Origin of the sequence: Knoellia subterranea KCTC 19937, from assembly GCF_000768685.1 — a bacterium.
GTDB classification, from domain to species: Bacteria; Actinomycetota; Actinomycetes; order Actinomycetales; family Dermatophilaceae; genus Knoellia; species Knoellia subterranea.
This window is the reverse complement of the sequence record NZ_AVPK01000002.1, coordinates 230,446-251,940: the sequence shown is the minus strand read 5'-3', so window position 1 is coordinate 251,940 and position 21,495 is coordinate 230,446. Positions and strand designations below refer to the sequence as shown.

The window sequence follows — 21,495 nt, the reverse complement described above, 5'->3', positions numbered from 1 at the left end:
TCGTGAAGCTCTATGCAGACCTGCCCGGACGACGACTCGTCCAGATCCTCGCCGACCTCGGCTTCGTCGCCTGGATCGCCCTGTGGGCGTGGGTCGGGCGCCGCGTCCACGAGGTGACGATGGAGTTGGCCGAGCCCGGCCGCCAGCTCCAGGGCGCCGGGGTCGGCTTCCGCGACAAGCTCAACGCGGCCGGAGACGGCGTCGACAACCTCCCCGTGCTCGACGACAGGGTCGCAGGCCCCTTCCGCTCGGCTGCCGAGGCCGGCACCGACATCGAGTCCGCGGGCACCAACCTCGTCCACGCCGTCGAGAAGTTCGCGCTTCTCATCGGTTGGACGACGGCGCTCGTTCCAATCCTCATCATCGGGGCGTGGTGGCTGTGGGCCCGGGGCCGCTTCGTGCGTCGTGCCACAGCAGCGCAACGGTTCATCGACGCTGACCAGGACCTCGACCTCTTCGCCCTGCGAGCCATGGCGAATCAGCCGATGGCGGCCCTGGCCGCGGTGTCCGCCGACCCGAGCGGGGCGTGGCGTCGGGGAGACCTCGAGACGATCCGTGCCCTGGCCGTGCTCGAACTCAGGGATTCGGGTTTGAAGCCACCACGGACGGCTTGAGGTCCTCTGTCGGCGGAGCCCAGGTGTCGACGTCGACATCGACCTGCTCACCGGACCGGATGTCCTTGACCTGGTGCGAGACGTCGCCTTCGCCGGGGAACCAGACGAAAGGTATGCCGCGCCGGTCGGCGTAGCGGATCTGCTTGCCGAACTTCGCGGCGGACGGCGCAACCTCACAGGGAATCCCCCGCGAACGCAGCGCGCGGGCCACGGACGTCGACGCCGCTCGCGAGTCCTCCTCGACGACGGCGACGAGCACGGCGGCCGGGGTGGCGCGGGACGCCGTGACCAGCCCCTTGCCGAGAAGGAGGCCGAGCAGTCGGGAGACGCCGATCGAGATGCCGACACCGGGATAGGTCGTCCTGCCGTCGCTGGCGAGCGCGTCGTAGCGCCCGCCGGAACAGAACGAACCCCATGACTCGTAGCCCTCGAGCTGCGTCTCGTAGACGGTGCCCGTGTAGTAGTCGAGGCCTCGCGCGATCTTGAGGTCGGCCACCATCGCCCCGGGTGCGTTGTCGAGTCCTGCCGTGATCACGGCGGCGAGGGCCTCGAGCCCTTCGTCCAGCAGCGGGTGCTCGACGCCCAACCCGCGCACCCGCTCGACGAAGGACAGGTCCTCGGTGCGAATGGCGGCCAGGGCGAGGCACTGGTCGGCCTGCTCGGTGCTCCGGCCCGCCTCGACGAGCAGGGCCCGGACTTTGTCGGGTCCGATCTTGTCGAGCTTGTCGATGATCCGCAGAGTGCCCGCGACGTCCTCGGGTGCGATGCCGATGCCCTGATAGAAGCCCTCGGGGATCTTGCGGTTGTTGACCTGGATCGTCATCCGACCGATCGGCAGCTGCGCGAAGATCTCGGCGATGACCAGGGGCATCTCCGCCTCGAAGTGCGGCGCGAGCTCGCCGACGTCTACGACGTCGATGTCGGCCTGGGTGAACTCGCGGTAGCGCCCCTCCTGCGGCCGCTCACCGCGCCAGACCTTCTGGATCTGGTAGCGGCGGTACGGGAAGGTCAGCTTGCCCGCGTTCTCCAGGACGAAGCGGGCGAACGGCACGGTGAGGTCGAAGTGCAGACCGAGGTCCGGCTCACGTGACGACGTCTCGGCGCCACGGTCCGCGAGACGGGTGACGCCGTAGATCTCCTTGTCGGCGTCGCCGCCCTTTCCGAGCAACCGATCGACCGGCTCGACCGCGCGGGTCTCCAGCGAGGTGAACCCGTGCAGCTCGAAGGTGCGGCGGATGACATCGAGGAAGTGCTGCTCGACGATCCGCTCGGCCGGGAGGTACTCGGGGAAGCCGCTGAGTTTGGTGACCTTCACGCGGTCAATCCTTGCAGGTAGGGGTTGGTGGTCCGTTCGTGCCGCATCGTGGTCGCGGGGCCGTGCCCGGGGAGCACGAGGGTGGAGTCGGGGCGCGGGAGGACGACGTCCCGCAACGAGCGCTGCATCGCGTCGTGGCTGCCACCGGGCAGGTCGGTGCGGCCGATCGATCCGGCGAAGAGGACGTCGCCCGTGATCATCGTCCGGTCGAGTTCCTCGGGCGCACGCACGCCCTCGGGGAGCAGCCCGATTCCGAACATCGCGGAACCTTCGGTGTGGCCCGGCGCGTGAAGAACCTCGAGGTCCAGTCCCGCGACCGTGAGCGCCTGGCGGTCCGTGATCTCAACGACCGTCTCGGGTTCGCGCCACGTCGCCTTGCTCCCGAACTGCTGCTCAAGCATCCCGACGATCCCCGGGCTGGCGGACCCGAGCGGGTCGGTGAGCCGATAGCGGTCATCCGAATGAATGTATGCCGCGGTGTCGCCTCCGCAGACCGGCGTCACCGAATAGACGTGGTCGATGTGCCCGTGAGTGAGCAGCACGGCCGACGGCTTGAGCCGGTGCTGGGTGAGCACCTCCCGCAGCGTCTCCTCGATCCCGATGCCGGGGTCGACGACGACGCACTCCTCCCCCTCCCCCTGGGCGAGGACGTAGCAGTTGGTGCCGAACGCTGCGGCGGGAAAGGCGATGGTCAACACGGTGACCAACCCTAGTCGGGTGAGCACACGGCATACACGCTCCCTAGACTCAGCCGCGTGACCAAGAAGCAGGAACGCGACCGGGCCCGTCGTCGCTGGGAAAAGCAGCAGGCGACACAGGCCGCACGGGCGGAGAACCGCGCCCGCACCAAGCGCATCGCGGCCATCGCCGGCACCGCCATCGTCGTGGCTGCGCTCGTCGGCGGCTTGGCCGTTGCCCTCAAGCCCGAGGAGCCGGCCAAGCCGCAGCTGACCGCCGCCGGGTGCGAGCAGCCGCCCCAGCCGCTCGGGACGTCGGCCAAGCTCGAGCTGCCCGACAAGGCGACGGCCAAGGGCGCGACGTGGACGGCGACGCTGACGACGAACTGCGGGGACATCGTCATGGACCTCGACGGCGCCAAGGCACCCCAGGCAGTCGCGTCGTTCGTGCAGCTGGCACGCGCCGACTACTGGCTCAACTCTCCGTGCCACCGGCTCGGAGTCGCTGACGGCTTCAAGCTGCTCCAGTGCGGCTCGCCCTCGGGAGCTGGCGATGACAGCCCCGGCTATGGGTTCGGCGTCGAGAACGCCCCGACGGACGGCAAGTACCCCCGCGGGGCGGTCGCGATGGCGCGCACCAGCGATCCGAAGGCCGGCAACGGCGGTCAGTTCTTCATCATCAACGGCGAGACCTCCCTCCCGGACCCGAATGGCTACACGATCTTCGGCACGGTGACCAAGGGTTTGGATATCGTCGACAAGGTCGCTGCACAGGGTGTCCAGCCCGGCGGCGAGTCGGAGACCATCGGCGCCCCCAACGCGCCCATCAGCATCCTTCGGGTTGCGGTGACTGAGAAGAAGGCACAGCCGTGAGCGACGAGACGACCAGCACCACCCCGGCGGACGAGCCCGTGGAGGCCGCCACCCCGCAGGAGACGCCCGCCGCGGAGGTGAACGAAGAGGTCACGCCGCAGACCCCGGGCGCCGAGGAAGCCCCCCAGGCATCGGCCGAAGAGGTCACCGAGCAAGCCCCGGTCGCCGAGGAGGCCGCTGTCGCGGAGGAAGCTCCTGCCGTGGAGGAAGTCGCCGTCGACGCGTCGGTCACCGAGGACGCACCCGGCGTCGAGGACGCACCCGTCGTCGAGGAGAGCGCCCCCGAGGAAGCCCCGGTGGTCGACGAGAGCGCGCCCGAGGCACCTGCTGTCCCGGCACCTGCTGCTGCTCCCAAGCCGATGCCGGCGGTCCCCTCTCCTGCCGCGCTGGCCTCGAAGATGGCCGCTCGTCCCGCGCCGCCGGTCGCTCCAGTCGTCCACGAGCACTCCGAGTCGGCGAAGTTCGGTCGCGTCGACGATGAGGGCCACGTCTTCGTCAAGGTGGGTGACGAGGAGCGCGAGGTCGGTTCGTACCCCGGGGCCACCCCGGACGAGGCCCTCCAGTACTTCGCCCGCAAGTACGACGAGATCGCGTCCTCCGCCGACCTGCTGGTCCAGCGCCTGGCGAACCCCGACGTCCCGGCCAAGGAGGTCGCTGACGGGCTGAGCACGCTCAAGGACCACATCGCCGAGGCGCACGTCGTCGGCGACCTCGCCGCGCTGGACGCAACGGTCGCGTCGATCGAGTCCGGACTCGCGACGAAGCGCGAGACCGAGCAGGCCGCCCGTGCCGAGGCGCGGGCCGCCGCGACCGTCGAGCGCGAGGCCATCGTGGCCGAGGCCGAGTCCATCGCCGGTCAGCACCCGGACCAGACCCAGTGGAAGCAGAGCGGCGAGCGGATGCGCGCGCTTCTCGACACGTGGAAGCAGCACCAGCGCTCGGGCACCAAGCTCGACAAGCCCACGGAGAATGCCCTCTGGCAGCGGTTCAGCCACGCCCGCAACCACTTCGACAAGGGCCGCCGCACCTACTTCGCCCAGCTCGACTCGACCCGCGCGTCGGCGAAGTCCGCGAAGGAGGCACTGGTCAAGGAGGCCGAAGCCCTCTCCACGAGCAAGGACTGGGGTCCGACGGCTCGCGCCTTCAAGAACCTCATGGACCAGTGGCGTCAGGCCGGTCGCGCCTCGCGCGCCGAGGACGATGCCCTGTGGGAGCGTTTCAAGACCGCCCAGGACAACTTCTTCAACGCCAAGGACGAGGTCTCCGCGGCCGAGGAGGAGGAGTTCAGGGCGAACCTCGCGGTCAAGGAGGAGCTCCTCAAGGAGGCCGAGCAGATCCTGCCGGTCACCGACCTCGACCAGGCCAAGGCCCAATTGCGCACGATCCAGGACAAGTGGGACGCCGCCGGCAAGGTCCCGCGTGCCGACATCGACCGCACCGAGAAGGCCATCCGCCGGATCGAGACGGCCGTGCGAGAGCAGGAGGAGGCGAAGTGGAAGTCCTCCAACCCGGAGGTCGCCGCTCGCGCCAACTCCCTCGTCACGCAGCTCCGTGGCTCCATCGAGTCGCTCGAGGCCGACCTGGCCAAGGCCACTGCCGCGGGCAACGACAAGAAGGTCAAGGACCTCACCGCGAAGCTCGAGTCCCAACAGGCCTGGCTCAAGCAGGCCGAGGCCGCCGGCAACGAGTTCGGCGCCTGACCTGAGCCGACCCGGCCCGCCATCGGTGGGCCGGGTCGCCGCCCCTCGTGCGGTGCGTCGGGCGTCGTCACATCAGAACCGGCTCCCGAGCCGGACCTGCGCTCGCGAGCCTGATCGATGCGGCTTCCGAGCCAGCACCCGGCTCCCGAGCCGACCTTGTGCGCCGTGAGGTGCGTGCGTTCGGCCGGTGACGATGTGGCCGACCTGAGCCGACACTCAGCGCCGTGAGGTGCGTGCGTTCGGCCGGTGACGGAGCGCGCCGGCCGCGAAAGCTGAGCGATCCCACGAAGTCGCGCGCGGAGCACCGGACGACTGAGCGCGCGCCTCACGGCGCAAGGGTCGGCGCCCCCGGCGCAAGGGTCGGCGACGCCGACCGAGCAGCGCTGCGAGCGTCAGTTCTGCGTGATGCGGTAGGCGTCGAACACGCCGCCGACGTTGCGCACGGCCTTGATGACGTGGTCGAGGTGGCTGGGGTCGCCCATCTCGAAGGTGAACTTCAGCCCGGCCACACGGTCTCTCGAGGTGTGCACCGACGCACTGAGGATGTTGACGCCGCTCTCGGAGAGGACGCGGGTCACGTCCGACAGCAGGGCCGAGCGGTCCAGGGCCTCGACCTGCAGCTGGACGAGGAAGACGCTGTTGGCGGTCGGCGCCCACTCGACCTCGATGATCTTGTCGTCCTGACGGAGCAGCGCCTCCGCGTTCGTGCAGTCACGACGGTGAACCGAGACCCCTTGGCCGCGCGTCACGAAGCCGAGGATGTCGTCCCCAGGGACCGGGGTGCAGCAGCGGGCGAGCTTGACCCACACGTCGGAGGTGCCCTTGACCACCACACCGGGGTCACCGGCACGTCGGCGGCGGTTCGAGATCGGCCGCGGCATGGTGACCTCGGCGATGTCGTCGCTGGCCTCCTCACCGCCCTGGGCAGCCACGAGTCGCGCGACGACGTGCTGGGCGCTGACGTGGCCCTCGCCGATCGCGGCATACAGGCCCTCGATGCCGTTGACCTTGAGCTCCTCGGCGACACCCGTGAGTGACTCGACCGACGACAAACGCGCGACCGGGAGGTTGCGCTTGCGCATGGCCTTGGCCAGCGACTCCTTGCCGTTGTCGATCATCTCCTCGCGGCGCTCGAGGGTGAACCAGTGGCGGATCTTGTTGCGGGCCCGAGCGGACTTGACGAAGGAGAGCCAGTCCCGTGAGGGCCCCGCGCCATCAGCCTTGGACGTCAGGACCTCGACCGTGTCCCCGTTGTCCAGGCGGGACTCGAGGGGCACGAGGCGACCGTTGACCTTGGCGCCGATCGTGTGGTGTCCGACCTCGGTGTGGACGGCGTAGGCGAAGTCGACGGGCGTCGAGTTCGCCGGCAGCCCGACGAGCTGACCCTTCGGCGTGAAGACGTAGACCTCGCTGGCGTTGATCTCGAAGCGCAGGGACTCGAGGAACTCCCCCGGGTCGGCGGTCTCCTTCTGCCAGTCGAGGAGCTGTCGCAGCCAGGCCATGTCGTTGGCACCGGTCTGCCCCGGAGCCGCCTCGGCGCTGCCGGACTTCTCCTTGTATTTCCAGTGGGCGGCCACGCCGTACTCGGCGCGGCGGTGCATCGTGTGGGTCCGGATCTGGATCTCGACCGGTTTGCCCTCGGGTCCGATGACCGTCGTGTGCAGCGACTGGTACATGTTGAACTTCGGGGTCGCGATGTAGTCCTTGAAGCGGCCCGGCACCGGCGTCCACCGCGCGTGCATCGCACCCAGCGCCGCATAGCAGTCGCGCACCGTGTCGACGAGGACCCGCACGGCCACGAGGTCGTAGATCTGCTCGAAGTCGCGGCCGCCGACGATCATCTTTTGGTAGACGGAGTAGTAGTGCTTCGGTCGGCCGGTCACCGTCGCCTTGAGTTTGGCGGCGCGCAGGTCGCCCTCGACGCTGGCGCGCACCGTCGCGAGGTACTCCTCGCGGGCCGGCGCGCGGTCGGCGACGAGCCGCACGATCTCGTCGTAGACCTTGGGATAGAGGGTCTGGAAGGACAGGTCCTCCAGCTCCCATTTGATCGTGTTCATGCCGAGGCGGTGCGCCAGCGGGGCATAGATCTCGAGGGTCTCTCGTGCCTTGCGCTGCGCCGACTCCTTGGACACGTAGCGCCACGTGCGCGCGTTGTGCAGTCGGTCGGCGAGCTTGATGACCAGGACGCGAATGTCACGGGCCATGGCCACGACCATCTTGCGCACCGTCTCGGCTGCGGCCGCCTGGCCGTAGGTCACCTTGTCGAGCTTGGTGACGCCGTCCACGAGCATGGCGATCTCGGACCCGAAGTCCTTCTCGAGCTGCGTGAGGCTGTAGTCGGTGTCCTCGACGGTGTCGTGGAGCAGGGCCGCTGCCAGCGTCGGCGGGGTCATGCCCAGCTCGGCCAGGATCGTCGTGACGGCCAGCGGGTGAGTGATGTAGGCGTCCCCGCTCTTGCGCATCTGCCCCTCGTGCGCACGTTCGGCGACGTCGTAGGCACGCTCGATGATGCTGAGGTCGGCCTTGGGGTGCGTGAGCCGCACCGTCGTCAGGAGCGGCTCGAGGACCGGATGGGCAGAGGGCCGCGCGCCGCCGAAGCGGGCGATGCGGGCACGCGCGCGGGCGCGGCTCGAGGCGGTTGCCCCGCTGCGCACCGGAATCGGCGTGGTTTCCTCTGCCATGAACGGAGTCTAGGCGTCCTCGCCGTCACCCACGACATGCAGGGCGCGAACGGGCCGCTCCCCCATGGCTTTTCGCCCACCGAGGAACGCGAGCTCGACGATGGTGGCGAACTCGACGACCTCGGCACCCACCCCGCCAAGCAGGTCCCACGCCGCGATCGCTGTCCCACCGGTGGCGAGCACGTCGTCGACGAGCAGCACCCGCTGGCCCGGACTCACCGCATCCGACTGGATCTCGATCGTCGCCGTGCCGTACTCGAGGTCGTAGGTCCGCTGCACCGTGTCGCCGGGCAGTTTGCCGACCTTGCGGACGGGCACGAAGCCCACGCCGAGCTCGTGGGCCAGCGCGGCTCCGATGATGAATCCTCGCGCTTCCACGCCGGCGACCGCGTCGATCGGCTGAGCCGACGACGATCCCGTATGCCGTGACGCAAGTTCCCGGATCACCGCACCGAAGACGTCGCCGTCCCCCAGCAGTGGCGTGATGTCCTTGAACACCACGCCCTGCTTCGGGAAGTCGGCGACGTCCCGCAGACGGTTCGCGACGAGGTCGCTGATGTCCGGTTCGGCCACGGTGGTGACTACTTCCGTCGGGACTTCGGCGCGCGCTTCGGCTGGTTGCGCGGGCCGGACTGTGCGTACTTGTGGACCTGGCGACCGGTGACGGTGGCCGGCGACTCGTCGTCCGCGAGAGGTGCCGACGAGCCGGATACCTCCTCCACGGCAGACGACCCTTCCGGGGACGCCTGGCCGCGCGCCGGAGCGCCGACCGTAACCGGCGCCTCCTTGGCCTCCTTGGCACGCTTGGCCTCGGAGCGGGCGGACCGCTTGTCGAGTTCGACGACCGACTGGTCCTTGCTCCGCAGGCTGACGAGGAGTGGCGTCGCGAGGAAGATCGACGAGTAGGCACCGACGAGGATGCCGATGAAGAGGACGAGCGCGAGGTCGAGCAGGGTGCCCGGGCCGAGGAAGATGGTGCCGACGACCAGAACGGAGAGGATGGGGAGGATGCCGATGGCCGTCGTGTTGATCGACCGGACGAGCGTCTGGTTGACGGCGAGGTTGGCAGCCTTGGCGAAGCTCATCCGGCCGTTGGCGAAGGCCTCGGTGGTGTTCTCGCGGACCTTGTCGAAGACGACGACCGTGTCGTAGATCGAGTAGCCGAGGACCGTGAGGAAGCCGATCATCGTGGCCGGCGAGACCTCGAACTTGGAGAACGAGTAGATCCCGACCGTGATGACGAGGTCGTGCGCCAGGGCGATGAGCGCCGCCACGGCCATCTTCCAGTTGCGGAAGTAGATGGCGAGGACGGCGGCCACGAGGATGAGGAAGATGATCAGGGCGCGCAGAGCCTGCTTCGTGACCGAGTCACCCCACGAGGGTCCGATGAAGGTCGAGCTGACCTTGTCGGAGTCGACCTCGAACGTCTTCGCGAGCTCCGACGCGACCCGGGCACTCTCGGCCTCGGACAGCCGCTCGGTCTGGACGCGCACGGTCGTGGCGCCCAGCTTCGACACGCGGACGCCGGTGGAGTCATCCGCGGCACCCAGAGCGTCACGGGCCTGCGACTCGTAGTCGCTCGGCACCGCCGGAGTGGTCACACGGAACTCGGAGCCACCACTGAACTCGAGGCCCAGGTTGAGCTTGTTGATGCCCAGACCCGCGATGGCGATCGCCATGAGGACGAGCGAGACGAGGTAGAACGTCCGGCGCTTGGGGACGACCGGGATCGACCGCTTGCCGGTGTAGAGGTCGTTGCCGAGGTCCGAGAACTTCACGACGCACTCCCTTCGCCGCCCGCAACGCGGGGCGGGTTCGTCGTGAACCGACCGCGGCCGGCATACGAGGTCTTCTTCACGGCACCGAGCTTCTCCGGGTCGAGACCCGACATCGGGTGCCCACCACGGAAGAACTTCCGGCGCGCGAGCAACGTCACGAGCGGGTGCGTGAAGAGGAAGACGATGAGGATGTCGAGCAGCGTGGTCAGGCCGAGCGTGAAGGCGAAGCCGCGGACGCTGGAGCTCGCGAGCAGGTAGAGCACGATGGCCGCGAGGAAGTTCACGCCATCGGCGATGAGGATCGTGCGCTTGGCCCGGTCCCAACCGGTGGCGACGGCGCTCTCGAGCGAGCGTCCCTCACGCAGCTCGTCGCGGATGCGTTCGAAGTAGACGATGAACGAGTCCGCGGTGAAGCCGATGGCCACGATGAGACCGGTGACTCCGGCCATGTCGAGGCGGTAGTTGTGCGACCAGCCGAGGATCGTGATCGCGAGGTAGGTCAGGAGACCCGCCGCGACGATCGACGCGATGGTGACGAACCCGAGCACGCGGTACTGGAGCAACGAGTAGATCGTCACGAGGAGCAGACCGACGAGGCCGGCGTAGAAGCCGTAGCGCAGCTGCTCGCTACCGAGGGTGGGGCTGATCTGGTTGCGGGTCTGCAGGTCGAACGAGATCGGCAGGGCACCGAACTTGAGCTGCTGGGCCAGGTCACGCGCCTCGGTGATGCCGAAACCGCCCGTGATGCTCGCCTTGCCGTTGGGGATCGCCTCGTTGAATGAGGGGGCGACGATGACGCGCGAGTCGAGCGTGGCCGCGAGCTGGTTCTGCGGCTGCTGGAGGCCCACCATCTTGCGCGACACGTCGGCGTACTGCTTCGTGCCCTCGCTGTTGAGGCTGAGCTGGATCTCGACCGTCGTCGTCTGCTGGCCCTGCGGGGTGACCTGGTATCCGGCGCTGGCGTCGGAGATCTTGTCACCGGACACGACGACCGGGCCGAGGATGTACTTCGCGGCACCGTCCTGGTCGCAGGTCACGATGGGCTTGGTCTCGTCGTCGACGAGTCCCTCGAGAGCCTCCGGCTTGGAGCAGTCGAGCGCGGTGAACTGCGCCGTCATCTCCTCGGTGATCTGGTCGAGGCTGTAGGGGTCGCCCGCAGCCTGACCCGCGCCCGACGTGCTGGCGCTGGGGCTGGGGCTCGGGGACGGGCTGGCGGACGTCGACGGCGTTGCCGATGCGCTGGCCGACGGCGACGGGCTCGCCTCGGTCGAGAGCGCACCGGGTATGGCCGAATTGTTCGTCGCGGACGGCGCCGGGCTGGCAACCGGGGCGCTGGCCGACGGGCTGGCGCTGGGGCTGGCCGAGCCGCTGGGCGTCGGGCTCGCGGAGCCGCTCGGGCTGGCAGACGGCGCCGGCTCGGGCGTGCCGGCTGCGATGGCGAGAACGGGACGGAACTGGAGCTGCGAGGAGCGACGGATCCCGTCCTCCTGCTGCTTGCTCGGCGTTCCCGGCATGCTGATGACGATGTTGTTGCCGCCCTGCGTCGTCACCTCGGCGCCGGCGACGCCACCGGCGTCAACGCGCTGGACGATGATGTCGCGAGCCTGGTTGATCTGCTCCGGCGAGACCGACCTGTCGCCGGTGAGGCGCGGCTTGAGGATGATCTCCGTGCCGCCCTCGAGGTCGAGACCGAGCTTGGGGGCATAGCTGCCGTCGCCGAACTGGTTCGCCCCGAACAGCAGACCCATGAGGGCGATGGCAAGAACGGCCATGCCGGCCAGGGCACGGCGCGCGAACGTCGCGTGACTCATCTGGGCCATGTCAGTTGCCCTCGGGCGTGGTGTCGGAACCTGGGCTCACGGTGCCAGTGGCGTCCGTGGCGGTGGCACCGGGCTGGGTGAGACCGACCGCACGACGGTCGACTCGCACCTGCACGCCGGGCGCGATCTCGAGGGTGGCCACGACGTCGTCCAGCGCCGTGATGGTGCCGTAGAGACCCGAGGTCAGCACGACCTTGTCGCCGACCGACAGAGCGGACTGGAACTCCTGGATCTGCCGACCGCGCTTGCGCTGGCTGAACATGAGGAACGCCAGCAGCAGAAGGGGCAGGGCAAGCACGAGGAGGTTGCCGACACCGGCACCGGAATTCATGAAGAGTCCTTCGAGTCTGGATCAGAGCGCGCCCGCCACACTGCTGGGCACGTCGACGGCCCGGTCGACGCCGGGCCGTCGAGTCAGCATAGGTGACGGTCACACCCACGACCAACGCACCACACCCGCCCCACGTGCCCGGCGCTCAGACGATGCCGGATCGTGATGCAACCGTGCCGTGGGGCGCCTCCGTCACCCGCCGAGCCGGCCCACGCTGTCGTCCAGGGGCAGTGCGTCCTGGGTCGCGAACTCCTTGGGCGGGGTGAGACCGAGGTGTGACCAGGCCCGAGGTGATGCGGCCCGGCCTCGCGGCGTCCGCACCATGAACCCCTCGCGGACGAGATAGGGCTCGGCCACCGTCTCGACGGTGTCCGACTCCTCCCCCACGGCGATCGCGAGCGTCGACAGTCCGACTGGTCCCCCACCAAAGCGACGGCACAGGGCGTCGAGCACGGCCCGGTCGAGTCGGTCGAGGCCGGCGTCGTCGACATCGAACAGGCCGAGGGCCTCGTGTGCCGCCTCGAGGTCGACGCGACCGGACCCGTGCACCTGCGCCCAGTCGCGCACCCGGCGAAGGAGGCGGTTGGCGATGCGAGGCGTGCCACGCGAGCGACCGGCGATCTCGGCGATGCCGTTCTCGTCGGCATCGACGCCGAGCAGCCCGGCCGAGCGCCGCAGGATGGTCGTGAGGTCGGCCGCGTCGTAGTAGTCGAGATGTCCGGTGAATCCGAACCGGTCCCGCAATGGCGCCGGGAGCAGACCCGATCGCGTCGTGGCGCCGACGACGGTGAACGGCGGCAACTCGAGCGGGATGGCCGTCGCACCCGGACCCTTGCCCACGATCACGTCGACCCGGAAGTCCTCCATCGCGAGATAGAGCATCTCCTCGGCCGAACGCGACATGCGGTGGATCTCGTCGAGGAAGAGCACCTCGCCCTCGTCGAGGGATGACAGCACTGCGGCGAGGTCGCCCGCGTGCTGAATGGCGGGACCCGAGGTGATCCGGATCGGGCGCTCGAGCTCCGCCGCAACGATGAGGGCCAGCGTTGTCTTGCCGAGGCCGGGCGGACCCGAGAGCAGGATGTGGTCGGGCACGCTCCCCCGTCGACGAGCAGCCTCGAGAACCAACGACAGCTGGTCGCGCACCCGCGCCTGACCGGGGAACTCGGAGAGTCGCTTGGGACGCAGGGCGGCCTCGACCACGCGCTCGTCGTCACTGTCGGCACCGGCGTCGACGATGCGTGCCGTCGCGTCGAGCGAACCGTCCTCGGCGCGATCGTCGAACCCGTCGACCTCGACGATGTCGGAGCGGAAGCCCCGCACCGAGCCGCCGGCATCGTCCTCGCTCGTATCCGTCGGACGCATCGGTGACGGACTCATCGGCCGAGCTCTCGCAGGGCCATGCGCAGCAGCGCCGCAACCGAGGCATCCGGATCGGCCGACTTCGACACCACTGCGACGGCGTCACCGGCCTGCTTGGCCGACCAGCCGAGTCCGACGAGCGCCTCGGCGACCTGGTCGCGACGGACGTCTCCCGAGGGCGCGGCCGCAGAGGTGGCGGAGGCACCTTGGGGGGCGGACGGCATACCCACCTTGTCCTTGAGCTCGAGAACGAGGCGTTCGGCGCTCTTCTTGCCCACACCGGGAATCTTGGTCAGGGTCGCGAGGTCTCCGCCGCGCAGCGCCGCACTCACCTCGTCGGGAGTGAGCACCGACAGCATCGCGAGTGCGAGTCGCGGCCCCACGCCCGAGACGGTCTGCACCGTCTCGAACATGTCTCGCTCGGCTACCGACCCGAATCCGAAGAGGGTCAGCGAGTCCTCCCGCACGACGAGAGTCGTGGCGACACTGGCCTCCTGACCGGTCCGCAGCTCAGCCGCCGTGCGCGGTGTCGTGTGGACGAGCATGCCGACGCCGCCGACCTCGATGACGAGGCGGTCGAGCCCGACGTGTCCGACGCGACCAGTGAGTGACGCGATCATCGGGCACCTGCCTTCGCGAGGGCGTCGAGCCTGGCCGTTGCCGCACCGCGCCAGAGATGGCAGATGGCCAGGGCGAGGGCATCGGCGGCGTCCGCGGGCTTCGGCGGCGAGTCGAGCTTGAGGATGCGGGTCACCATCGCGGTCACCTGCGCCTTGTCGGCGCGGCCCGTTCCGGTGACCGACGCCTTGACCTCGGTCGGCGTGTGGAAGACGACGGGTATGCCGCGTTTGCCGGCCGTGAGGAGCGCGATCGCCGTGGCGTGGGCGGTGTTCATGACCTGGGTGACGTTGGTGTCGGCGAAGACCCGTTCGACGGCCACGACGTCGGGCGTGAACTTGCGCAGCCAACCCTCGAACTCGCGCTCGAGGAAGATGAGCCGCTGCGACGCCTCGGCGTCCGAAGGGGTGCGGACGACGCCGACGGCGACCATCGATGCGCGACCGGCTCGCCCGTCGACGACCCCGAGGCCGCACCGGGTGAGACCGGGATCCATGCCGAGAACGCGCACGCGCGCCGCCTTCCACGAGACCGAACAGGTGTTCGGTGCCACGCTACACAGCATGGTGGGAGGCGGCGCGCAGCAACACGCAGGCGCTCAGCGGCGTTCAGCCGCAGAGTCCGTCTTCCGAGTCAGTCCTCGGCGTCGAGCTGGGCCAGGACGTCGTCGGGGATGTCGCCGTTGGCGAAGACGTCCTGGACGTCGTCGGAGTCCTCGAGCGCCTCGATGACGCGGATCATCTTCTTGGCGCCCTCAAGGTCGAGCGGGACCTGGAGGTTGGGCACCCACGACGCCTCGGCGGAGTCGTAGTCGATGCCGGCGTCCTGAACGGCCTTGCGCACGGCGACGAAGTCGGTCGCCTCGGAGATGATCTCGAAGGACTCGCCGAGGTCGTTGACCTCGTCGGCGCCGGCGTCGAGGACGATCTCGAGAATGTCGTCTTCAGACTTGTCACCCTTGGGGACGACGACGACGCCCTTGCGGTCGAAGACATAGGCGACCGAACCCGGGTCACCGAGCTGGCCACCGTTTCGTGTCAGCGCCGTGCGAACCTCTGCCGCGGCGCGGTTGCGGTTGTCGGTGAGGCACTCGATAAGGATCGCGACACCACCGGGCGCGTAGCCCTCATAGGTGATGGTCTCCCAGTCGGCGCCACCGGCCGTCGCACCCGAACCACGCTTGACGGCGTTGTCGATGTTGTTGTTGGGGACCGAGCTCTTCTTGGCCTTCTGGATGGCGTCGTAGAGCGTCGGGTTGCCCGTCGGGTCCCCGCCCCCGGTGCGCGCCGCGACCTCGATGTTCTTGATCAGCTTGGCGAAGAGCTTGCCGCGCTTGGCGTCGATGGCGGCCTTCTTGTGCTTCGTGGTCGCCCATTTGGAGTGGCCGGACAAGGTGTCTCCTCGTGCTGTCGATCGTCAGGTGCTCGTCGTCGATCCTAAGGCGTATGCCGTCCGCCCCCGTTCCGCAGTGAAGCTCAGCGCTGGCGGACCACGTCGACGAAGTACTGGTGGAACCGGTGGTCGCCGGTGACCTCGGGGTGGAAGCTCGTGGCGACGATGTCCCCCTGGCGGACGGCGACCGGGTGGTCCGCTCCCCCGACGTGGACACTCGCCAGGACGTGCACGTCGTCGCCGGTCTCCTCGACCCACGGCGCACGGATGAAGACGGCACGCACCGGCTCGGGGCCGAGCTCACGGATCCGCAGGTCGTCCTCGAAGGAGTCGACCTGGCGCCCGAACGCGTTGCGCCGCACCGTGATGTCGAGGCCTCCGAGTGTCTGTTGGTCGCGGTGTCCATCGAGGATGCGGTCGGCGAGCATGATCATTCCGGCGCAGGACCCGTAGGCCGGCATGCCGGCCCGGAGCCGCGCCACGAGCGGGTCGCGCAGATCGAAGATCCGGCACAGCTTGTCCATCGTGGTCGACTCCCCACCGGGGATGACGAGCCCGTCGATCGCCTCCACCTCACTGGGGCGGCGCACAGCGACAGCCCTGGCTCCGGCCGACTCGAGGGCGCGCACGTGTTCGCGGACGTCGCCCTGGACGGCGAGGACTCCGATGGTGGGCTGCAGGGTCACGCCCGGAATGCTACGTCGCTCGCTGGACACTGCTGGGCCCGCCCGCAGCGGGAGGCGGGCACGCGGCATACGGTGCGGTCGTGTCCCTGACGATCCGCGAACGCCGACCCGACGACCTCCCCGAACTCGTCGAGGTGCTCTCGGCCCAGGCACCTTCGTCGGGCTACCCCCACCGCTGGCCACTCCCCTTCCCGGTCGAGGAGTTCATCGTGCGCCCGGGTGAACTCGGCGCCTGGGTGGCCGTCGCCGAGGGTTCGATCGTTGGTCATGTGGCCGCGACCGACGTCGCCACGAACTGGATGTCGGCAACCTGGTCAGAGGTGCTGGGTCGGCCCGGCTCGGAGCTCGGCGAGGTGTCGATCCTCTTCGTGGGCCTCGACCAGGGCGGCACCGGTGTCGGCGGCGCCCTCCTCGACCGGGCCGTCGCGGAGATTCGCGCGTTGGGGCGTGAGCCCGTGCTCGACGTCGTCGGCGAGGACACGCGCGCCGGCCGGTTCTATCGGCGCCGAGGCTGGACGACCGTGGGCCATGCCCGCCCGGCCTGGCTCCCCGACGGCCAACCCGACGTCGCGTTCATGGTTCTCCCCGGCAGGACCGCACCTGACCGCAAGTGACATGCTTCACTGCATGAGCGACGACGCCCTGACCGAGCTGACTCGGCGAGCCCAGAACCTCGACGCGGAGCACGCCGGCACCGATCGCCGAGACGCTTTCGAGCTCCCCGACGGCGTCATCTATCTGGACGGCAACTCCCTCGGAGCTCTCTCGGTCGCTGCTCGGGAAGCGACGCGCGACGCTGTCGAACGGCAATGGGGCAAGCAGCTCATCCGGGCGTGGAACGAGTCGGCCTGGTGGACCGCGCCGGAGCGCGTCGGTGATCGGATCGCGGCACTCCTCGGCGCACCTGGTGGCTCGGTGGTCGTAGGTGACTCGACGACGGTGAGCCTCTACAAGGCCGTCCACGCGGCCGCTCGCCTGCGCCCCAACCGTCGTGTCGTCCTCACCGACCCCGACTCCTTCCCCACCGACGTCCACGTGACCCGGGGCGTGTGCGAGCAGCTTGGACTCACCCTTGAACTCGTGTCCCCGGGCGAGGCCGTCACGCGACTCCAGGGATCCAATGACGTTGCGCTCGCTGCCTATTCGCACGTCGACTACCGCACCGGCGAGCTCTGGGACCTCGCTGCCATCACGGCAGCGGCCCACGATGCTGGCGCCCTGGCGTGCTGGGACCTGTGCCACTCCGCCGGTGTCGTCGAGGTGGGTCTCGCCGACGGTGGAGCGGACTTCGCGGTGGGGTGTGGCTACAAGTACTTGAGTGGTGGGCCGGGTGCGCCGGCCTTCCTCTACGTCGCGCCGGAGCACCTCTCGGAGTTCACCAACCCGATCCTCGGCTGGAACGGGCACGCCACCCCTTTCGCCATGTCGCCCGACCATGTTCCTGCCGAGGGCATCACCCGGGCCCGTGTGGGAACTCCCCCGGTGCTCGGGATCGCTGCGCTGGAAGGCGCGCTCACGGCATACGACGGATTGTCTGTCTCGGACGTGAGGCGTCGTTCGCTCTCGCTGACCGGATTCTTCGTCGAGTGCCTCGACGGACTCGGCATCGACCTTCCGGTCGTCACGCCTCGTGACGATCGGCGCGGCTCGCAGGTGAGCCTCCGGCACCCCGACGCGTATGCCGTCGTGCAGGCGCTCATCGCACGCGGAGTCATCGGGGACTTCCGCGAGCCGGACATCGTGCGGCTGGGATTCGCGCCGCTCTACCTCTCGCACGAGGACGTGCTGGCGGCCGCCGTGCACGTCCGGGACGTCATCACCGGGCGGGAGTTCGAGCGCGAGGAGTTTCGCTCGCGCGCAACCGTGACCTGACCGGGAGACAATGGCACCGATGGCACGCAAAGACGTACTCGATGACCAGGGCGACGCCCACCTCGAAGTGGGTTCGCCGAAGACGTCTGCCGCAGGCGTGCCCGCAGTTGTGCGCTCGATGCGGATGTCGGTCGAGCAGATGGGCGTCGTACGGACAGCGCGCACCCTGCTGCGGGTCAACCAGGACAAGGGGTTCGACTGTCCGGGCTGCGCGTGGCCCGATCCGGCGCACTCTCACCGGGCCGAGTTCTGCGAGAACGGCGCCAAGGCCGTGGCAGAGGAGGCGACGAAGCGACGCGTGGAGCCCGCGTTCTTCGCGGAGCACTCGATCGCGTCGCTGCGCGAGAAGTCCGACCACTGGCTCGGCCGCCAGGGTCGGCTGACGACTCCGATGCACAAGCCCGAGGGGGCTTCGCACTACGAACCCGTGACGTGGGAGCGCGCGCTCGACATCGTGGCCCGGCACCTGCGCGAACTGGACTCGCCCGACGAGGCGATCTTCTATACGTCCGGACGCACGAGCAACGAGGCAGCGTTCGCCTATCAATTGTTCGTGCGCGAGTTCGGCACCAACAACCTGCCCGACTGCTCCAACATGTGCCACGAGTCGAGCGGCACGGCGCTCATGGAGACGATCGGCATCGGCAAGGGGACCGTGACCATCGACGACCTCGTCGCCGCCGACCTCGTGCTCGTCGTCGGACAGAACCCCGGCACCAACCACCCCCGCATGCTGTCGACCCTGGAAGCCGCGAAGGACAACGGCGCTCGCGTCATCTCCGTGAATCCGCTGCCCGAGGCCGGGCTCATGACCTTCCGCAATCCGCAGACGGTCCGTGGCGTCGTGGGCCGTGGGACTCCGCTGGCCGACCGTCACCTCGGGGTGCGCCTCGGCGGGGACCAGGCGCTCTTCCAGGCGGTCGGACACCTGCTCCTCGCCCGAGGTACGGTGGATCGGGACTTCATCGACCGGCATACGACGGGTTTTGATGCCTATGCCGAGGCGCGGCGCGAGATCGACTGGGAGACAACGCTGCTCGCGACGGGGCTCACCGAGCAGGAGATTCGCGGACTGGCCGACGAGGTCGCCACGGCCGGGTCGGTCATCGTCTGTTGGGCGATGGGCATCACCCAGCACCGGCATGCCGTGGCCACGATCCAGGAGATGGTCAACGTGCTCCTCCTCGGCGGCCACATCGGGCGTGAGGGTGCGGGCGTGTGCCCGGTTCGTGGCCACTCCAACGTGCAGGGCGATCGGACCATGGGCATCTTCGAGAGGCCCTCGGCTGCGTTCCTCGACGCCCTCGATGCGGAGTTCTCGATCGAGTCACCACGCGAACACGGCGTCGACGCGGTCGAGGCAGTCCGGTCCATGCGCGACGGCCGCGGGCGCGTGTTCTTCGCCATGGGTGGCAACTTCGTGCGCGCCATGTCCGACAGTGACGTCACCGAAGCCGCTCTCGAGCGCGTCGGTCTGACCTGCCATGTGTCGACGAAGCTCAACCGGTCGCACACTGTCACCGGTCGCGAGGCCCTCATCCTGCCGACGCTCGGTCGCACGGAGCGCGACGTACAACTCACCGGCGAACAGGTCGTGACGGTCGAGGACTCCATGGCCATGGTGCACGCGTCTCGCGGGCGGCTCGCACCGGCGAGCGACACGTTGCTCAGTGAGGTCGCCATCGTGTGTGAGCTGGCTCGTCGGGCCCTCCCCGGGTCGTCCGTCGACTGGGCGGGCCTGCGCGGCGACTACCGCGTCATCCGGCAACACATCGCACGTGTCGTCCCCGGGTTCGAGCGGTTCGAGGAGCGGATCCAGGACCGCGGCGGGTTCCAGCTCCCCTTGCCACCGCGCGAACGGACCTTCACCGTGGAGGGCGGACGTGCCCGCTTCACCGTCCACCCGCTCGCGTACCCGTCGTGCCCTCCGGGGCGCCTGCTGCTCCAGACCGTCCGCAGCCACGATCAGTACAACACCACGATCTATGGGCTCGACGACCACTATCGGGGCATCAAGGCCGGGCGGCGTGTCGTCTTCGTCAACCCGACCGATGTCTCCGAGCTCGGGCTCGCCGACGGACAGATCGTCGACATCGTGTCCGAGTGGCGAGGCGTCGACGGCGACGACGCACTCACGGAGCGACGCGCGGAGGAGTTCCGGATCGTGGCCTACCCGACGGCGCGGGGCTGCGCCGCGGCCTATTTCCCCGAGACGAATGTGCTTGTGCCGCTCGACTCGACGGCTCGCGGCAGCAACACTCCGACATCCAAGTCGGTCGTCGTGCGGTTGGAGGCCCGCTGATGGGACGCGTCACGTCGCGGCACAAGGTCGTCCGCATCGACCTCGACCGCGAGACCACCCGCTCGATCGACACGGTCGCCGGCGAGGAACCCCTCGAGATCCGCGTCAACGGCGAGACCTTCACGGTGACGATGCGGACGCCGGGTGCCGACGTCGACCTGGCGCACGGACTGCTCCGCGCCGAAGGCGTCATCGCTCAACGTGAGGACGTACTGTCGGCCGTCTTCTGCTCCGACCTCGACACGCTCAACGTCCTGAACCTCACCATTCCCGGCCGCTCCGTCGCGTCGGCGGCCACCGGTACGCGCAACCTCGCCACACTCGGTGGGTGCGGGTTGTGCGGAACGACCGCGGTCGAGGCAGTCGAGTCCGTCGTGTCCGACCGACCGCCGGAGGTCGTGTGGGAAGCCGCCTCGGTGGTGGCTGCCCTCGATGAGCTGCGAACCCGCCAGCAGGTTTTCGCCAAGACGGGAGGCACCCACGCCGCGGGGCTGGCTCCGGCCCCGGCCGGGACGACTGGTCCGGACTCCCCCGTGAAGCTGGCGATCGTTCGGGAGGACATCGGCCGCCACAACGCCGCCGACAAGGTGCTTGGTGCGGCACTCGTCGGCGAGGTCGACACCCGCGGCGGGCTGCTGGTCATGTCGAGCCGGGCGAGCTTCGAGATCGTCCAGAAGGCTGCGGTCGCGGGCGTCTCCGTATTGGCCTGCGTCTCCGCGCCGTCCAGCCTGGCGATCGAGGCCGCCGACCGCCTCGGGGTGACCCTGGTGGCCTTCGCGCGCGGTCGGCGTCTGAGCGTCTACTCCCACTCACACCGCATCCCACACTGACGCGCCTTCCCTGCTTCCGGGACCGGCTGCGAAGAGTCGACCTGTGGTGATGGCTAAGGGGCGACGTGGGCGCCGTGACGACCGAGCATCAGCAAGAACTCGTGGGCGTATCGGCGCTCGCGCATGTCCTTGAAGTCGTTGTCCACGAACCCGTTGATGTGCTCGTGACTCACCGTGAGGTTGATCCGCCCTGTCTGCGCAGACTCGAGCCACACCTCCGACATGGCGAACATCGTGTTGCGGCCCCCGCGGACCTGGCTCGCCGGGACGATCCAGGTGGGTTGAGGTGATCCATCGGCATGGAACCCGATCCAGCCGTTGTCGACGCGCACGTGGCCGCGCCGACCCGAGAAGCTCGGGTGGCTGCCCTCATCCGTGACCACGGCGTTCCAGGTCCCCGACAGGGCTCCCGGCTGGACCGCAGCGAAACCGGGTGCGCCGCTGGCCCGGACTCTGCGCCCGTGCGTGGCAACCCGGTAGAGGAAGTACACCCCGACCAGGAGGACGAGGCCCTGAACGGCCCACAGAAGGATCGTGACAAAGGTCATCGCGGCAGCCTGACTCTGGAGCGGGGGAACGCACGACCGGAGGGAAGATGAGGGGTCCGGAGGCCTATGAAGCCTCCGGACCCCTCAGGTTCTCTC

Annotated in this window: 20 protein-coding genes; 7 read left to right on the top strand and 13 right to left on the bottom strand. The window is 69.1% G+C overall.

Annotated features, from left to right (window positions below; genetic code table 11):
- The first annotated feature begins 2 nt into the window (after positions 1-2).
- Positions 3-614 carry a hypothetical protein gene (locus N803_RS04650; RefSeq protein WP_035903007.1) on the top strand — a complete coding sequence of 204 codons (612 nt, stop codon included), beginning with the start codon at positions 3-5 and terminating at the stop codon, positions 612-614.
- On the opposite strand, the gene hisS is transcribed toward N803_RS04650, so the two are convergent.
- Both hisS and N803_RS04640 read right to left on the bottom strand, forming a co-directional pair.
- Positions 577-1,929, bottom strand: coding sequence for a histidine--tRNA ligase (hisS, locus tag N803_RS04645; RefSeq protein WP_084764023.1), 1,353 nt, complete (start codon positions 1,927-1,929; stop codon positions 577-579). The two genes, N803_RS04650 and hisS, sit on opposite strands and share 38 nt — an antisense overlap.
- Positions 1,926-2,627: an MBL fold metallo-hydrolase gene (locus N803_RS04640; protein ID WP_035903344.1), complete on the bottom strand. Its 702-nt coding sequence runs from the start codon at positions 2,625-2,627 to the stop codon at positions 1,926-1,928. Before N803_RS04640 ends, hisS begins: the two co-directional genes overlap by 4 nt.
- A 57-nt stretch (positions 2,628-2,684) precedes the next feature.
- On the opposite strand from N803_RS04640, the gene N803_RS04635 reads away from it, so the two are divergent.
- Both N803_RS04635 and N803_RS04630 read left to right on the top strand, forming a co-directional pair.
- Positions 2,685-3,479, top strand: coding sequence for a peptidylprolyl isomerase (locus tag N803_RS04635; protein WP_035903005.1), 795 nt, complete (start codon positions 2,685-2,687; stop codon positions 3,477-3,479).
- Entirely contained in the window at positions 3,476-5,179 is a 1,704-nt protein-coding gene (locus N803_RS04630; protein ID WP_035903004.1) for a DUF349 domain-containing protein, read from the top strand. Before N803_RS04635 ends, N803_RS04630 begins: the two co-directional genes overlap by 4 nt.
- A gap of 392 nt (positions 5,180-5,571) precedes the next feature.
- Here the strand turns inward: N803_RS04630 and N803_RS04625 are convergent, their stop codons facing one another.
- The 10 genes from N803_RS04625 to pdxT form a co-directional block, all read right to left on the bottom strand.
- On the bottom strand, positions 5,572-7,860 hold the full coding sequence (locus tag N803_RS04625; protein WP_035903001.1) for a RelA/SpoT family protein: 2,289 nt from the start codon (positions 7,858-7,860) through the stop codon (positions 5,572-5,574).
- Between the two features lie 9 nt (positions 7,861-7,869).
- The gene (locus N803_RS04620) at positions 7,870-8,433 is read right to left on the bottom strand and encodes an adenine phosphoribosyltransferase (protein ID WP_035903000.1); all 564 of its coding nucleotides are present in this window, start codon (positions 8,431-8,433) and stop codon (positions 7,870-7,872) included.
- 8 nt (positions 8,434-8,441) lie between these two features.
- Positions 8,442-9,638: a protein translocase subunit SecF gene (gene secF / locus N803_RS04615; protein ID WP_035902998.1), complete on the bottom strand. Its 1,197-nt coding sequence runs from the start codon at positions 9,636-9,638 to the stop codon at positions 8,442-8,444.
- On the bottom strand, positions 9,635-11,458 hold the full coding sequence (gene secD, locus N803_RS04610) for a protein translocase subunit SecD (RefSeq protein WP_035902997.1): 1,824 nt from the start codon (positions 11,456-11,458) through the stop codon (positions 9,635-9,637). The genes secF and secD overlap by 4 nt, the downstream gene beginning before the upstream one ends.
- 1 nt (position 11,459) lies before the next feature.
- Positions 11,460-11,789 carry a preprotein translocase subunit YajC gene (gene yajC, locus N803_RS04605; protein ID WP_035902996.1) on the bottom strand — a complete coding sequence of 110 codons (330 nt, stop codon included), beginning with the start codon at positions 11,787-11,789 and terminating at the stop codon, positions 11,460-11,462.
- Between the two features lie 192 nt (positions 11,790-11,981).
- Positions 11,982-13,154, bottom strand: a complete 1,173-nt coding sequence (gene ruvB / locus N803_RS04600; RefSeq protein WP_245617010.1) for a Holliday junction branch migration DNA helicase RuvB — start codon at positions 13,152-13,154, stop codon at positions 11,982-11,984.
- An 11-nt stretch (positions 13,155-13,165) separates the two neighbouring features.
- A complete protein-coding gene (ruvA, locus tag N803_RS04595) occupies positions 13,166-13,771 on the bottom strand; it encodes a Holliday junction branch migration protein RuvA (protein WP_035902994.1) in 606 nt (201 codons plus the stop codon).
- The gene (gene ruvC, locus N803_RS04590; RefSeq protein WP_035903341.1) at positions 13,768-14,280 is read right to left on the bottom strand and encodes a crossover junction endodeoxyribonuclease RuvC; all 513 of its coding nucleotides are present in this window, start codon (positions 14,278-14,280) and stop codon (positions 13,768-13,770) included. Before ruvC ends, ruvA begins: the two co-directional genes overlap by 4 nt.
- Positions 14,281-14,402: 122 nt before the next feature.
- Positions 14,403-15,161 carry a YebC/PmpR family DNA-binding transcriptional regulator gene (locus tag N803_RS04585; protein WP_035902991.1) on the bottom strand — a complete coding sequence of 253 codons (759 nt, stop codon included), beginning with the start codon at positions 15,159-15,161 and terminating at the stop codon, positions 14,403-14,405.
- An 83-nt stretch (positions 15,162-15,244) separates the two neighbouring features.
- Positions 15,245-15,856, bottom strand: a complete 612-nt coding sequence (gene pdxT / locus N803_RS04580) for a pyridoxal 5'-phosphate synthase glutaminase subunit PdxT (RefSeq protein WP_245617034.1) — start codon at positions 15,854-15,856, stop codon at positions 15,245-15,247.
- 71 nt (positions 15,857-15,927) lie between these two features.
- Between pdxT and N803_RS04575 the strand changes: the two genes are divergently transcribed.
- Genes N803_RS04575 through fdhD form a run of 4 tightly spaced genes read left to right on the top strand, consistent with a single transcriptional unit; the run spans position 15,928 to position 20,851 of the window.
- Positions 15,928-16,461, top strand: a complete 534-nt coding sequence (locus tag N803_RS04575) for a GNAT family N-acetyltransferase (RefSeq protein ID WP_052111776.1) — start codon at positions 15,928-15,930, stop codon at positions 16,459-16,461.
- Positions 16,462-16,474: 13 nt separating this feature from the next.
- Positions 16,475-17,719: a kynureninase gene (gene kynU, locus N803_RS04570; protein WP_035903339.1), complete on the top strand. Its 1,245-nt coding sequence runs from the start codon at positions 16,475-16,477 to the stop codon at positions 17,717-17,719.
- Positions 17,720-17,738: 19 nt separating this feature from the next.
- Positions 17,739-20,021, top strand: a complete 2,283-nt coding sequence (locus N803_RS04565; RefSeq protein ID WP_035903337.1) for an FdhF/YdeP family oxidoreductase — start codon at positions 17,739-17,741, stop codon at positions 20,019-20,021.
- The gene (fdhD, locus tag N803_RS04560; protein ID WP_035902988.1) at positions 20,021-20,851 is read left to right on the top strand and encodes a formate dehydrogenase accessory sulfurtransferase FdhD; all 831 of its coding nucleotides are present in this window, start codon (positions 20,021-20,023) and stop codon (positions 20,849-20,851) included. Before N803_RS04565 ends, fdhD begins: the two co-directional genes overlap by 1 nt.
- Positions 20,852-20,904: 53 nt before the next feature.
- Here the strand turns inward: fdhD and N803_RS04555 are convergent, their stop codons facing one another.
- Positions 20,905-21,399, bottom strand: a complete 495-nt coding sequence (locus tag N803_RS04555; RefSeq protein WP_035902986.1) for a hypothetical protein — start codon at positions 21,397-21,399, stop codon at positions 20,905-20,907.
- Positions 21,400-21,495 lie beyond the last annotated feature (96 nt).

Excerpts from the sequence above, each read along its gene's own strand:
- N803_RS04625 (WP_035903001.1), bottom strand. The coding sequence starts at position 7,860 with ATGGCAGAGGAAACCACGCCGATTCCGGTGCGCAGCGGGGCAACCGCC.
- secD (WP_035902997.1), bottom strand. The coding sequence starts at position 11,458 with ATGGCCCAGATGAGTCACGCGACGTTCGCGCGCCGTGCCCTGGCCGGC.
- yajC (WP_035902996.1), bottom strand. The coding sequence starts at position 11,789 with ATGAATTCCGGTGCCGGTGTCGGCAACCTCCTCGTGCTTGCCCTGCCC.
- ruvB (WP_245617010.1), bottom strand. The coding sequence starts at position 13,154 with ATGCGTCCGACGGATACGAGCGAGGACGATGCCGGCGGCTCGGTGCGG.
- ruvA (WP_035902994.1), bottom strand. The coding sequence starts at position 13,771 with ATGATCGCGTCACTCACTGGTCGCGTCGGACACGTCGGGCTCGACCGC.
- kynU (WP_035903339.1), top strand. The coding sequence starts at position 16,475 with ATGAGCGACGACGCCCTGACCGAGCTGACTCGGCGAGCCCAGAACCTC.
- N803_RS04565 (WP_035903337.1), top strand. The coding sequence starts at position 17,739 with ATGGCACGCAAAGACGTACTCGATGACCAGGGCGACGCCCACCTCGAA.
- fdhD (WP_035902988.1), top strand. The coding sequence starts at position 20,021 with ATGGGACGCGTCACGTCGCGGCACAAGGTCGTCCGCATCGACCTCGAC.
- N803_RS04555 (WP_035902986.1), bottom strand. The coding sequence starts at position 21,399 with ATGACCTTTGTCACGATCCTTCTGTGGGCCGTTCAGGGCCTCGTCCTC.